Source organism: Brevundimonas sp. LjRoot202, from assembly GCF_964253355.1.
In the GTDB taxonomy this organism is placed as follows: Bacteria; Pseudomonadota; Alphaproteobacteria; order Caulobacterales; family Caulobacteraceae; genus Brevundimonas.
Window position 1 is genome coordinate 189845 of sequence record NZ_CAXUQW020000001.1, and the last position, 12666, is coordinate 202510.

At 71.2% G+C, this 12666-nt stretch carries 11 protein-coding genes; 4 read left to right on the top strand and 7 right to left on the bottom strand.

All coding sequences use genetic code 11. The features are described from left to right. Window positions 1-18: 18 nt before the first annotated feature. Window positions 19-987, top strand: a complete 969-nt coding sequence (locus tag ACSQ1L_RS01045; protein WP_435991096.1) for an MFS transporter — start codon at window positions 19-21, stop codon at window positions 985-987. A gap of 129 nt (window positions 988-1116) precedes the next feature. Here the strand turns inward: ACSQ1L_RS01045 and ACSQ1L_RS01050 are convergent, their stop codons facing one another. Together ACSQ1L_RS01050 and ACSQ1L_RS01055 are read right to left on the bottom strand one after the other, a co-directional pair. Next, complete coding sequence (locus ACSQ1L_RS01050; RefSeq protein WP_435991098.1) at window positions 1117-3636, bottom strand: tipN; 2520 nt, start codon at window positions 3634-3636, stop codon at window positions 1117-1119. Window positions 3637-3751: 115 nt separating this feature from the next. Beyond that, window positions 3752-3940 (bottom strand): hypothetical protein, encoded by a 189-nt coding sequence (locus tag ACSQ1L_RS01055; RefSeq protein ID WP_435991100.1) that lies wholly within the window; start codon window positions 3938-3940, stop codon window positions 3752-3754. A 147-nt stretch (window positions 3941-4087) separates the two neighbouring features. Here ACSQ1L_RS01055 and ACSQ1L_RS01060 point away from each other — a divergent pair, with 147 nt between their 5' ends. Continuing rightward, window positions 4088-5554 carry a phospholipase D-like domain-containing protein gene (locus tag ACSQ1L_RS01060; RefSeq protein WP_435991102.1) on the top strand — a complete coding sequence of 489 codons (1467 nt, stop codon included), beginning with the start codon at window positions 4088-4090 and terminating at the stop codon, window positions 5552-5554. On the opposite strand, the gene ACSQ1L_RS01065 is transcribed toward ACSQ1L_RS01060, so the two are convergent. The 5 genes from ACSQ1L_RS01065 to folD all read right to left on the bottom strand — a co-directional run bounded on the left by ACSQ1L_RS01065 (window position 5544) and on the right by folD (window position 9535). Beyond that, window positions 5544-6278 (bottom strand): endonuclease/exonuclease/phosphatase family protein, encoded by a 735-nt coding sequence (locus tag ACSQ1L_RS01065; protein ID WP_435991104.1) that lies wholly within the window; start codon window positions 6276-6278, stop codon window positions 5544-5546. The genes ACSQ1L_RS01060 and ACSQ1L_RS01065 overlap by 11 nt on opposite strands. Window positions 6279-6368: 90 nt before the next feature. Further along, window positions 6369-7061: a TPM domain-containing protein gene (locus tag ACSQ1L_RS01070; protein WP_435991106.1), complete on the bottom strand. Its 693-nt coding sequence runs from the start codon at window positions 7059-7061 to the stop codon at window positions 6369-6371. Beyond that, entirely contained in the window at window positions 7055-7882 is an 828-nt protein-coding gene (locus tag ACSQ1L_RS01075; RefSeq protein ID WP_435991108.1) for a TPM domain-containing protein, read from the bottom strand. Before ACSQ1L_RS01075 ends, ACSQ1L_RS01070 begins: the two co-directional genes overlap by 7 nt. Then, window positions 7879-8550 carry a LemA family protein gene (locus ACSQ1L_RS01080; RefSeq protein ID WP_435991110.1) on the bottom strand — a complete coding sequence of 224 codons (672 nt, stop codon included), beginning with the start codon at window positions 8548-8550 and terminating at the stop codon, window positions 7879-7881. The genes ACSQ1L_RS01075 and ACSQ1L_RS01080 overlap by 4 nt, the downstream gene beginning before the upstream one ends. Before the next feature lie 61 nt (window positions 8551-8611). Then, window positions 8612-9535: a bifunctional methylenetetrahydrofolate dehydrogenase/methenyltetrahydrofolate cyclohydrolase FolD gene (folD, locus tag ACSQ1L_RS01085; RefSeq protein ID WP_435991111.1), complete on the bottom strand. Its 924-nt coding sequence runs from the start codon at window positions 9533-9535 to the stop codon at window positions 8612-8614. Between the two features lie 96 nt (window positions 9536-9631). Here folD and ACSQ1L_RS01090 point away from each other — a divergent pair, with 96 nt between their 5' ends. Then, window positions 9632-11464 carry a PPC domain-containing protein gene (locus tag ACSQ1L_RS01090; RefSeq protein WP_435991114.1) on the top strand — a complete coding sequence of 611 codons (1833 nt, stop codon included), beginning with the start codon at window positions 9632-9634 and terminating at the stop codon, window positions 11462-11464. A gap of 37 nt (window positions 11465-11501) precedes the next feature. Next, window positions 11502-12524 (top strand): type 2 isopentenyl-diphosphate Delta-isomerase, encoded by a 1023-nt coding sequence (gene fni / locus ACSQ1L_RS01095; RefSeq protein ID WP_435991116.1) that lies wholly within the window; start codon window positions 11502-11504, stop codon window positions 12522-12524. Window positions 12525-12666 lie beyond the last annotated feature (142 nt).

Here is a 12666-nt window from a genome sequence, read left to right on the forward strand (position 1 = left end):
CTCTTTGGCGCCAGTGGCGTGTCCCTTCCGTTTGCAGGCCTGTGGTTTCGCGCGCAGGGGTTGAGCGGGGCCGAGATCGGGACCCTGCTGGCCGCCCCCATGCTGGCCCGCGTCGTCACCGGCCCGCTGCTGGCGGTCTGGGCCGACGGTTTTGGCCGCCGCCGCACGCCGATCGCCCTGCTGGGCCTGGCGATGGCGGCCGGCTACGGCGGGGCGGGTCTGGTCGAGGGGGTCGCGGCCTGGGCGGCGTTCTGGTTCGTCGGCGCGACGGCCGCCGCGGCCCTGATCCCGCTGACCGACGTCCTGACCCTTCGGCTGGCGGCGCGCGAGGGTTTCAGCTTCTCCCTGCCGCGCGGCTGCGGCTCGGCCGCCTTCGTCGCAGGCAATGTCGGCATGGGGGCGCTGCTGCTGGCCGCGCCGGTCGATGTGATCATCGTCTGGGTGACGCTGGCCGCCCTGGGCGTCGCCGCGGTCGCCGCCTTCGCCCTGCCGCCCGAACCGGTCGCCGACGGGATGGCGCTGGCCGGGCTCGAGCGGTTCCACGGCCTCGGCCGCCTGCTCGCCGATCCTGTCTTCCTGACCGCCATCTTCGCTGTCGGCGCCGTTCAGGCCGCCCACGCCTTCCAGTACGGCTTCTCCGCCATCCTGTGGAAAACCCAGGGGATAAGTGAGGCGGTGACCGGCCAGCTCTGGGCCTTTGGCGTCGGCGTCGAGATCGCCCTGATGTGGATGTTCGAGCCGTGGCGCCGCCGCGTCGGAATCGGCCCGTGGAGTCTGCTGATGACCGGCTCGGCCGCGGCGGTGCTGCGCTGGAGCGCCATGGCCTTCGCGCCGCCGCTGTGGCTGCTCTGGCCATTGCAGGCCCTGCACGCCCTGACCTTCGCCGCCACCTTCCTGGCCGGGTGCAGATCGTCGAACGCCTGTCGCCGCCCGACAGCCAGACGGCGGCCCAGACGCTCAGCTCGGTGCTGTCGGCCGGATTGCTGATCGGTCTCGCCACGGCGGCGTCGGGGCCGCTCTATGATCGCTTCGGCGCGGGCGGCTACTGGGCCATGGCCGCGATGGCCGTCGCCGGCCTGCTCGCCGCCGTTCCATTGCGGCGCAGGCTGGGCGACGTCAGGCCAGATCGCCGATCGCGGCGTCCAGCAGCATGAAGGCGCGGCCGCCGTCGGACGTCAGCCGTCCCAGCACGCCCGCCTCGTCCCGGGCCGCCGCCCGCGCGGACAGGTCGCTGGAAAAGACCCGCACGAACGCTTCGGCGTCGGCGCGAAGGTCGGTGTCGGTCAGCACCCGCCGCGACACGCTGCGCACCGCCGCCGGCGCGACCCGGCGCACGATCTGCCGGGCCCGATCGGGGTCGCCCCCGGCCACCGCCTGGGCGGCTTCCTCGACACGAGCGCGGGGCAGCAGGGCGTTGGGATCGACGCCCATCCGGCGGATGGCGGCGGTGATCCGCTCCTCCAGCGCCTCGCCGTCGGCGGCGGGCATCACCGGCGTGTCGAGATCCAGCGGGGCCTCGCCCGGTCCTCCGTCCTCCAGATCGCTCCAGCCCAGCCGGTCCTTCTCTGGCTGGTTGGGAATGTTCGAGCCCGGCATCGGCGCCAGCTTCAGCCGTCCGCGCAGGCCGAAGCCGCGCGGCTCGCCGGACCGCTCAGGTCGCGGGCGCGGCGGCGTCTCGGGCTCCGGCTCGACGGTTGGAGCCACGATCTCGCGGCGGCGGGTGGTCGGGCTGTCGCCCGAGACCACGCCCATCAGCCGGACGGCCTCGGTCAGCATGTCGTAGTTACGCCGCACCCGCTCCTGGAAGCCGGCGTCCAGCGCCTCGGTGTCGGCGGCGGCCTTCTGCGAGGCGGCCGACAGGGCGGCGAGGCCCTCCTCGACCGAGGCGCGCACGGCCTCGACCCGCTGCTGGGCTTCCTCCGGCAGACGGGACGCCCGCTCATCCAGATTGGCCATGGCCTCGTCGATGCGGGCCAGCGCCGTGTTCATGCGCTCGACGGTGGTTTCGAGCTGCTCGAGCGCCCTCTGGCCGGTCTCGTCGACCAGGCCGCTGGTCTCGGCGACGATCCGGCGGGCGCTGTCGACCCGCGCGTCGGCGGCCTGATCGGCCTTCTGCGCCGCCTCGAACAGGGCTTCGCCCAGCCTGTCGGCGCGGACCCGCGCCTGTTCGGCCGCTTCCGCGGCGGCGGACCGCGAGTCTTCGGCTGTGGCCTGCAGGGCGGCGAGGGCCCGGCGGGTCTCTTCGACCAGCGCGTCGCGCGCTTCCGCGGCCAGGCTCTCGAACTTGTCGAGCGCCAGCTTGGTCGCGCTGTCGAAGCCGTCCGCCTCGCGCTGGGACATCTCGACCAGGGCCCGGAACTGGTCCGTGGCGGCCTCGACCAGATCCTTGATGCTCTCGGTGGTCCTCGCGGACGTCACGCCCAGTTCGTCGGTGACGGCGCGGGTGGCGGACAGCTGCTCGGTCAGTTGGGCGCGCTGGCTCTCGACCTGGGCCGAGAAATCCTCCTGGTCGGTGCGCAGGGCGTAGGCTGCGGTGACCAGGGCGGCGCGCTGCTGGCCCAGGCCTTCCTCGACCGACTGGATCTGTTCGGCCACGCCGGAGCCGGCGTTCTCCAGCCGCAGGGTCTGGCGGGCCAGATCGTCGGCGGCCACGCGGGCGGCGTCCTGCGCCTCGCCGGCGGCGGCGGCCAGGTCGGCGGCGCGGGCGGCCAGCGCGGCCTCGGCCTCGCGCAGCTGCGTCTGCGCCAGGTCGGAAGCGTCGACGACCATGCGCGACTGCCGCTCGACCGCGTCGAGGACGCCGGTCGCCTGACTGTCGAGCTGGACGCCCAGGGTCTGCATCTGGTCGCGTTCCTGGCCGAGCTGCTCGGCCAGACGGCGGGCGGTCCGGCCGGCGGTCTCGGCGGCCTCGTTGAGGCGGATGGTCTCCTGCGCCAACGCCTCGCGCAGCAAGGTCATGTCGTTGCGCGCCCGTTCGGCGGCGAGCGAGGCCTGGTCGATGTCGTTGCGCAGCGAGTGCAGCACCTCGCCGGTCTGCTGGGCCGCCAGCGCCGTCGGGGCGACCAGCGCCTCGGACAGGTTTCGAGCCCGTCGGGTCTCGGCGGCCAGTCCGGCGCCCTGCCGGATGGCGTGGGCCAGCATGATGGCGAGGCCGGCCGGGGCGAGGGCGATCAGGGCGTAGATGGCCAGTCGAAGCGGCTCCAGCTCGGCCGCGCCCGCCCCGATCTCATAGGCCAGCCAGGCCGCTACGCCGCCCATCCACAGGACCGCCGACACCCCGGCAAGCAGATAGGCGTGCTGTCCGGAGGGGGCCGGCTCGGTCGGCCGCCGCAGCGGGGCGGGGGGTGGGGGCGGATCGTAGGCGACGGGCGGCGCGTCGGCGGACTGGTTCATCCCGGCTGCGACGGGGGCGTCCGCCCCTTCCGTGCGCCTGGCCGCCTCGGCCGCCCTTTGCTCGGCCTGTCGACGTTCCTCGGCGAGCCGGCGACGGCGGCGTTCGGACATCGGGCGCTCGGTCGTCTCGGGCTCCGGCGTTGGCTCATCGGGCGCTTCAAGCGCGGCCTTGATCTCGGCCATGGCGTCGACCTCCGGCTCGGGGTCGGTCAGGTTCAGCGGCGGCCGTTGGCGGGACTTCATGAGGCGGCGATCTCGTCAGGATGCGACGTCGCGCAGCCGGGGCGCGCGACCCGGCGGAACCCTAGCGGCTCATTCGCGGCGCGCAAAGGCGAGCGCCGACAAAACGACGGTCGGCTCAGCAGTCCTGCTGGCGGTCGGCGGCGGCGAGGATGGTCGCGGCGGGCCTGTCGCCGCCGCAGTCCCGGACGCGGTGAACCTCGCGTTGGGGCTTCTCGGGGGCGTCAAGCTGCAAGCCGAACTGCGACAGGGCCGCGGCGGCGAGCATGGCGACAAAGCCGATGATCATTTCGATCAGCGCCTGCATCGCCGACCTCCCTTGTCCGGAATGAACAGCGTCTTATGCCTTTAAAACGACGTTCCAGCAATCCGGGCATGGAACGGAACCGGGCGGCATGCGTCCTGTAAAGCTTGGGCGCATGCCGCCGTCATGCGAATCGGTCAGGCTGCATCCATGAGCCTCTCGGCGGACGAACAGAATGAGCCCTGGCTGGCGCCGGGGGACAACTGCTGGCGGACGGAGACCGCCGGGCGGTTCGCCGTGCTGATGGAGAACGCCGCCTACTTCGAGGCGCTCCGGTCCGCCCTCGAGAAGGCGCAACGCTCGGTCGTGATGCTGGGCTGGCAGTTCGACCCGCGGACCCGGCTGGACCCCGAGACCGAGCCCGGCGATCATCAGGCGGAGATCGGCCACCAGCTGCGCATGCTGGTGAAAGCCCGGCCGGATGTCGACGTCCGGCTGCTGATCTGGAAATCGCCGCTGGTCATCGCCGCATCGCAGGGCTTCTTCCCGCACCGAGCCCAGAGTTGGTTCCGCAAGCGGATGGTGGAGTTCCGGCTCGACCGCGCGGGTCCGACGGGCGCGTGCCATCACCAGAAGGTCGTCATCATCGATGACGCCGTGGCCTTCTGCGGCGGTGGGGATATCGGCACCGACCGCTGGGATTCCGACGAGCATCTGGACGGCGATCCCCGCCGTTGCCAGCCTTCCGGGCTGATCCCTTCCCCGCGGCACGAGGTCATGTGCGTGATGGACGGACCCGCCGCCCGGGCGCTGGGCGATCTGGCTCGCGAACGATGGTTCCGGGCGACGTCGGAACGCGTTTTCGCCGTTGACGTCGACAACGACCCCTGGCCGGAAGGCGTCGAACCTGACCTGCTCGACACCCCGGTGGGGATCGCGCGGACCGAACCGGCCTGGGGGGGCAGGGCGGAGGTGCGCGAGAACGAACGCCTGCACCTGGACGCCATCGGCCGGGCGCGCCGGCTGATCTATCTCGAGAACCAGTATTTCACCTCGCCGAAGATCGCCGAGGCGCTGGCGCGACGGCTGTCGGAGCCCGACAGTCCGGAGGTGGTGCTGGTTTCGACGGGCGGCAGCCCCAGCTGGTTCGACCAGATGACCATGGATACGGCCCGTTCGGAGGTGCTGTTCCGGCTGGAGCAGGCGGACAGAAACAACCGCTTCTTCGCCTTCGCGCCGCATACCACCGGCGGCGAGCGGATCATCGTGCACGCCAAGGTCTCGATCTACGACGATGAGGTGCTGCGGATCGGATCGACCAATCTGAACAACCGCTCCTTCGGGTTCGACACAGAATGCGACGTGGCGGCCGCGCCGACCACGGAGGCCGGCCGGGCCGCCATCCAGCGGTTCCGTCACCGCACCATCGGCCACTGGATCGGGGAAAGCGCCGAGGAGTTCGCCTCCGCCGAGGCCTTGGTCGGGTCCGTGGGTGAGGCCATCCAGCGCTTCGACACAGGCCGGATGCAGATGCTGGGCGCGACTCCGCCGTCGTCTGTCGAGCGCTTCATCGCCGAGTTCCAGCTGGGGGATCCGACCTCGCCGGCCGACGCCTTCCGGCCGTGGAAGCGGCGGAGTCCGTCGCAGCGGAACCGGCCGCCGCGGATCAGCTCCTGATCTCGAAGTCCACGATCAGCGGCAGGTGATCCGACGCCATGCGGGCGAGGGGCGAGAATGGCGCGGTCACCCCGGTCACCACCACCTCCGGGCTGGTGAAGCAGTGGTCGATGCGGATAGCCGGAAAGCTGGAGGGGAAGGTCTTGACCGACGGCCGGAGCCCCAGCGCGCGCTGACAGTCGGACAGCCGCCGCGCCAGCGCCTGATAGGGCCGGGTGATCGACGTCGCGTTGAAGTCGCCGGTCAGCAGGGTGGGGCCGACGCACGAGGGATGACCCAGCCACCCTTCGCCCAGCAGGGCCGCCGCCTGCAGGCGCTGTTCGCGCGGCACGAGTCCGAGGTGGGTGTTGATGACATTCAGGGTGACGCCGTCGAAATCGATCGCCGCCCAAAGCGCCCCGCGCGGCTCCAGCCCCGGGACGCCGCGAATGCTGGGCAGAGCCCCCGACTTGACCAGTCGCTCGGGCCGCAGGGTCAGGATGGCGTCGCCATACTGTTCGGCCTCGACCTTCATGGCGGCGTGGAAGTGGAAGGTCATGGCGAGGCGGTCTGCGATCGCGCTGGCCTGATCCACCAGCCCGGTGCGTACGCGGCCGACGTCAAGTTCCTGCAGACAGACGACGTCTGGCTCGTGTTCGGCGATCACCGCGGCGACCCGCCCGACATCCAGCCGGCGATCGACGCCGACGCAGCGATGCACATTGTAGGTCAGCAGGCGGGGCATGAAGTCCTGGACGGGCCGGAGCGCTCGACGGCCGGGCTAGGCCATTTCCATAAGGAATGCGACCCCCGGGGGGCGCGTTCCGGTTCCGCCTCAGATCACCACGAGGCGGTCGACGACTTCATTGGGGTTGTCCGAGCCTGGCGGGAAATGCGTCGCGAGAACATCGCCGCACAGCCGGACCGCCGCCTCGAAGCCGCCCGCTGGATCATCCCGCTTCAGACCCTGGGACAGGGCCTCGGCTGCGTTGCCCCAGACCGCCTGGTCCACCTTGGCGTGGATACCCTTGTCCGCGACAACCTCCACCTGGTGATCGCTCAGGGCCGCGAAGATCAGCACCCCGGTGCGGGCCTCCGTGACGTGAAGGCCATGCGCAAGGAACTGCTGCACGGCCGCGTCGCGGACGCGGGCGCGTCGCACGGCGCGCGGCGTCACCCAGCGGGTCACCGCCGGCGCCCGCGTGAGCAGGTAGACCGTCAGGAACACCACTGCCTGGACCAGGGCGTAGGCGCCGAGGGCCTGTCCGAGCGAGACATCGCGCGCCGCCAGGTGAGCCGCTTCCCAGCCGTCGGCGAAGCCCGGAATCCAGGCCGGCTCGAATCCCAGGGGGATCAGGGCGAGCGGCAGGATCAGCGCGGCCGCGGCCGCCCAGGCCAGCGAGACGTCGTGATAGGACGACACCCGGCGGGCCAGAACGCAGAAGATTTCACCCGAGGTGTGCGCCTCCGCCGCGGCGATGGCCGTGGCGATCCGGTCGTGGGCTTCGGTCGTGAGTTTGATCACCATCCGCCGGACGCGCCCCCACCGCCAAAGCTGCCCCCGCCGCCGCCGAAGCCGCCGCCGCCCCATGACGAGCCGCCACCGCCTCCGCGGCCGCTGCTGCGCATCGCCTCGGCCGCCGCCCAGATCAGGATCGGAGCCACGCCGGAGCCACGCCGGGGCCGGCCGCCCCGCGCCAGACCGCCGATCACGCTCGTGAAGAGCAGGAAGAAAATGAAACCGATCATGATCATGGGCCCGACCGGCATCCCCGCCTTGGGCGCGGCGGCCGCGGCCGCCCGGGCCTGGGCCTCGGCCGGGTCGAGCCGCAGCTGGGCGTCGATGGCGTCCACGCCCTGCTGGATGCCGCGTTCGAAATACCCCTCGCGGAACGGCGGAAGGATCTCGTTGTGAATGATCAGGGCGGAGAGGGCGTCGGTCAGCACCGGCTCCAGGCCGTAGCCGACCTCGATCCGGACCTTCCGCTCCTCCGGGGCGACGATCAGCAGGACGCCGTTGTCGTCCTCGGCCTGGCCGATGCCCCAGGCGCGGCCGAGCTGATAGCCGTATTCCTCGATCTCGCGGTCCTGCAGGCTGTCGACGGTGACCACCACCAGCTGGTCGGAGGTGTCGCGCCCGAGCGCCTCAAGCTTGGCCGTGAGCGCGGTCTCGGCTTCCGGCGACAGCAACTGCGCCTGGTCGACGACCCGGCCGGTCAGGGCGGGGAAGGTCGGCTGGGTGGAGGCCTGCGCCGCCGCGGCGTCGGCCAGGCACAGCCAAGCCGACGCGGACAGGGCGATCAGCAGCCCGGCGAGACCCGTCCGTGCTCTGGTCAGGACGGCGATCACGGAGCGGGCGGAGCCGAACCGGGCTGGGTCGGAGCTGCGGTCCCGCCGGGCGCGGCGGGGTTGATCGCATCGAAATTGACCGTCGGGGCGGTCTGGGCGGCCTCGGTGGCGGTGAACAGCTGCATCGGGTCGGAGCCCGCGTGGATCGTCTTGGCCCAGATCACGGTCGGGAAGGTCCGCAGCGACGTATTGTAGTCGCGGACCGCCTCATTGTAGTCGCGCCGCGCCACCGCGATGCGGTTCTCGGTGCCCTCCAGCTGGGATTGCAGGGCGATGAAGTTCTGGTTCGACCGGACCTCCGGGTAGCGCTCGACCACCAGCATCAGGCGGGAGAGGGCCTGGGTCAGTTCGCCTTGCGCGGCCTGATAGCGTTGGAAGGCGGCGGGGTCGCTCAGGGTTTCCGGCGTCACCGTGACGCCCGTGGCGCGGGCCCGCGCCTCGATCACCTGCGTCAGGGTGGTGCGCTCGGCGATGGCCGCGCCCTGCACGGTGGCCACGAGGTTCGGGATCAGGTCCGAGCGCCGCTGGTACTGCGACTGCACGTCGGCCCAGCGCGCCTCGGCGGTCTCTTCCTTGGTCGGGATGGCGTTGACGCCGCAGCCGGTGACGGCGGGGGCCAGGACCACCACGGCGGCGAGGGCGGCCGCGCGGGCGTTCAAGGGAATCATCGTCGTCTCCTGACAGGCTGTAGTCCCAATCAGATGACTATCGGAGGTTAGGCTCCGCCGTTCAAGCGTCCAGCGGTTCGGGCGCGACGCCGGCCGCGCGGCAGGCCGCTGTATAGGTGTTGGCCAGCAGGCAGGCGATGGTCATCGGTCCGACGCCGCCGGGGACCGGGGTGATCCGTCCCGCGACCGCCGCCGCCTCGACGAAGGCCACGTCGCCGACGACCCGTGTCTTGCCCTGCGCCGCCTTCATCGGATCGCGGGACGGGACCCGGTTGATGCCCACGTCGATGACCGTCGCGCCGGGCCGGATCCAGTCGCCGCGGATCATCTCGGCGCGACCGACGGCGGCGACGAGGATATCGGCGGTGCGGCACAGGGCGGGGAGGTCGCGGGTGCGCGAATGGGCGATGGTCACCGTGCAGCTCTCGCCCAGCAGCAGCTGGGCCATCGGCTTGCCGACGATGTTGGACCGCCCGACGATGACGGCGTTCAGGCCCGACAGGTCGCCAAGCTCGTGCTTCAGCAGCATCAGGCAGCCCAGCGGCGTGCACGGGACCAAGCCGGGCAGGCCGACGGCGAGCCGCCCGGCGTTGACGACGTGGAAGCCGTCGACGTCCTTGTCCGGATCGATCGCGCCCAGCACCGCCGCGGAGTCGATGTGGCGGGGCAGGGGCAGCTGGACGAGGATGCCGTGGATGCCCGTGTCGGCGTTCAGCGCCGCGATTAGCTCCAGCAGCGTCTCCTGATCGGTCTCGTCGGGCAGGCGGTGAGTGTCCGAGCGCAGGCCGGCGCGCAGCGTCGTCTCGCCCTTGTTGCGGACGTAGATCTGGCTGGCCGGGTCGTCGCCCACGATGACCACGGCGAGGCCGGGCTTGACCCGGTGGGCCGCCTCCAGCCGGGCCGAGGCGGCGGCGACGCGCTCGACCAGCCCGGCCGCGAAGGCCTTGCCGTCGATCAGGGTCGCGCGGGTGGGATCGGCCGTCATGGTTTCGGCTCCGGTCGTCAGGAATCGTGCGGTGAGCGCGATTTACAGATGGGGCGGTTCGGCGTCTATGATCGAGACCGTATTCAGGGGGACCGCATGCGCCGTCAGACCATTCTCGCCGCCGCCAGCGGCCTCGCGCTCGTTCTGGGCGCCGGCTCCGCCCTGGCGCAGGCCGCCTCGCCCCTCGCGCCGGGCGCGACGGTGGAGGGCGCGATCGAGGACGGGGATCTGACCGCGGTCGAGGACTCGTACCGCTACGACGACTACGCGGTCACCGCTCGGGCCGGGCAGCGGTTCGAGGCCGTTCTGCGGTCCGGTGAGTTCGACACCTATCTTGAGGTGTTCCCGCCGGCCGAGGCGGCGGACGCGCTGGCCTCCGATGACGACGGCCTCGGCGAGGGCACCGACTCCCGCCTGCGCTTCACGGCGCCCGAAGCCGGAACATACATCCTGCGCGCCCGCCCCCTGTCTGGACTCGAGGGCGGCGCCTACACGCTCAGCCTGACGGAACGGCCGCCGGCGCCTCGCGCCCCGCGCCCGTCCGGGGTCCGCGTCGGGCAGAGCGTCAACGGCGAACTGTCGAGCCGTGATCCGGAAACCGACGACGGCCTGCCGTACGACGCCTTCAGCTTCCGCGCCCGCCAGGGCGACCGGCTTGCGGTGGCGCTGGACAGCGAAGCCTTCGATCCGGTGCTGAGGCTCGGCCGAATGACGGACGGCGTCTTCGTCGAACTGGCGGAGAATGACGACGGTCCCGACAGCGGCCTCAACTCGCGCCTGCTCTTCACCGCGCCGGAGAACGGCGAATACCTGATCCGGGTGACGCCGCTGAACGGGACCGATGTCGGGGCCTACAGGCTGAGCCTTCAGGAGGGTCCGCCCCCGGCCGCGGCCCGGTCCATCGCCATCGGCGCCACCGTCGAGGGTGAGCTGACGGAGGATGACGGCAAGAGCGAGAGCGACACGCCCGCCGACGCTTATCGGTTCGAAGGGCGGGAGGGCCAACGGGTCCGGATCGACATGACCTCCCGTGACTTCGACACCTATCTCGAACTGTTCGACGAGAACCGCGTCAGTCTCGACGATGACGACGACGGCGGGCCGGAGGGGACCAACTCGCGGCTGACCTTCACCCTGCCGGCTACGGGCTCCTACATCATCGAGGCGCGGGCCTTCGCCGAGGCCACCGGCGATTACAGCCTGTCGATCAGCGAGGTCGAGCCGGATCGCCTGCCGGACAGCATCGCCTTCGGCGCCTCCGTGCAGGGCGAGATCGGCGAGGACGACCCACGCGACGATAACGACCGCGGCTACGACTCCTTCACCTTCTCCGGCCGCGAGGGGCAGAGGATCCAAGCGACCATGCGGTCCGGAGACTTCGACACCCTCTTGCAGATCGGCAAGACGGACGGCCAGTTCACCGCCCTGGCCTCGGACGACGACGGCCTGATGGAAGGCACGGATTCGCGGCTGAACTTCACCCTGCCGGAAGACGGCGACTATATCCTGCGCGCCTTGCCGTACGGCTCGGACGGCAAGGGCCTTTATGCGCTCGAGCTGATCGATCGCGGACCCCAGCCGCAACCGGGCAGCATCCTGGTCGGCTCGACGGCCTGGGGGACGTTGACGGAGACCGACGCCACCACGGACAGCAACAGCCATTACGACGCCTACCGCATCACCCTGCGCGAGGACGAGAAGCTGCTCATCACCATGGTCTCGAACGACGTCGACAGCTTTGTCGTCATCGGGCGCGAGAAGGATGACGGGGAGTTCGAGGTGCTGGGCTCGGACGATGATGGCCTGGCCGACACCCACGCCAAACTGGAATGGACCGCGCCGGACGACGGGACTTTCGAGATCCGCGCAGGGGCGTATCAGTACGGTCAGACCGGGGTGTACGCCCTGACGGTCGAAAAGCAGCCCTGAGCCTTCTTCGGGCCACCGCGTTGGGCGGAGTATGCGTTTGACCGACATCACCGCCCGCAAGGACCAGCATCTCGACGTGATCCTGGCGGGAAAGGCGCGACACGGGCGGAACAGCGGCTTCGCCGACATCCATTTCGTGCACGAGGCGCTGCCCGACCTCGACCACGGCAAGATCGACCTCGGCGCGGACTTCCTCGGTCGCCGCCTGAAGGCGCCCCTGCTGATCAGTTCGATGACGGGCGGGCCGACCCGGGCCGAGGCCATCAACGCCCGGCTGGCCGAGGCCGCCCAGCATCTGGGCATCGCCCTGGCGGTCGGCTCGCAGCGGGCGGCGCTGGAGGCCGAAGGAACGACGCCCGGGCTGGACATGGCGCTGCGGTTGAAGGCCCCCGACACGCCGATCCTGGCCAATATCGGCGCGGCCCAGCTGACCCGCGGCTTTGGCGTCGACGAGGCGCGGCGGGTGCTGGACATGATCGCCGCGGACGGACTGATCGTGCACCTCAATCCCTTGCAGGAGGCTTGCCAGCCCGAGGGTGATCGCGACTGGTGGGGCGTCGGCGCGGCGCTGGAGGCCCTGGTCAAGGCGCTGGACGCCCCGGTGGTGATCAAGGAGACCGGCGCCGGCCTCTCGGCGGCGACGTCGAGGCGGTTGATCGAGATGGGCGTGGCCGCGATCGACGTGGCGGGGGCCGGCGGCTCGAACTGGGCCATGGTCGAGGGCGAGCGGGCCACCGAAGCGGACGACAAGGCCCATGCCGCGGCCTTTGCCGACTGGGGCATCCCGACGGCCATGGCGATCGCCGAGGCGCGCAGGGCCTGCCCGAAAGCGACGATCATCGGTTCCGGCGGCGTGGCCGACGGCGTCGACGCGGCCAAGGCCATCCGGCTGGGGGCCGACATGGTCGGGCAGGCGGCGGGGGTCCTGGCCGCTGCGACCGTCTCGACCGAGGCGGTGGTCGAGCATTTCCAGACTGTGATCCGCCAGCTGAGGACCGTCTGCTTCTGCACCGGCTCGGCCAATCTGACCGCCCTGCGCCGGGCCCCGCTGCAGGGGTGAGGGGGTTCGGGATGGCAGGGTTCATCCCAAAAAATGCGATGCGGTCTTTTTCATGAAGGGCGAGCGGGGACGTCAAACCGCCCCGGGCCGCGCCTGGACGGCGGCGCGGCGTGCGACAGGGATGTCAAAGACCAGGCCCGGC

What these genes read in the sequence shown, in the direction of transcription:
- ACSQ1L_RS01050 (WP_435991098.1), bottom strand. Translation starts at nt 3,636, where the DNA reads ATGAAGTCCCGCCAACGGCCGCCGCTGAACCTGACCGACCCCGAGCCG.
- ACSQ1L_RS01055 (WP_435991100.1), bottom strand. Translation starts at nt 3,940, where the DNA reads ATGCAGGCGCTGATCGAAATGATCATCGGCTTTGTCGCCATGCTCGCC.
- ACSQ1L_RS01060 (WP_435991102.1), top strand. Translation starts at nt 4,088, where the DNA reads ATGAGCCTCTCGGCGGACGAACAGAATGAGCCCTGGCTGGCGCCGGGG.
- ACSQ1L_RS01065 (WP_435991104.1), bottom strand. Translation starts at nt 6,278, where the DNA reads ATGCCCCGCCTGCTGACCTACAATGTGCATCGCTGCGTCGGCGTCGAT.
- ACSQ1L_RS01070 (WP_435991106.1), bottom strand. Translation starts at nt 7,061, where the DNA reads ATGGTGATCAAACTCACGACCGAAGCCCACGACCGGATCGCCACGGCC.
- ACSQ1L_RS01080 (WP_435991110.1), bottom strand. Translation starts at nt 8,550, where the DNA reads ATGATTCCCTTGAACGCCCGCGCGGCCGCCCTCGCCGCCGTGGTGGTC.
- folD (WP_435991111.1), bottom strand. Translation starts at nt 9,535, where the DNA reads ATGACGGCCGATCCCACCCGCGCGACCCTGATCGACGGCAAGGCCTTC.
- ACSQ1L_RS01090 (WP_435991114.1), top strand. Translation starts at nt 9,632, where the DNA reads ATGCGCCGTCAGACCATTCTCGCCGCCGCCAGCGGCCTCGCGCTCGTT.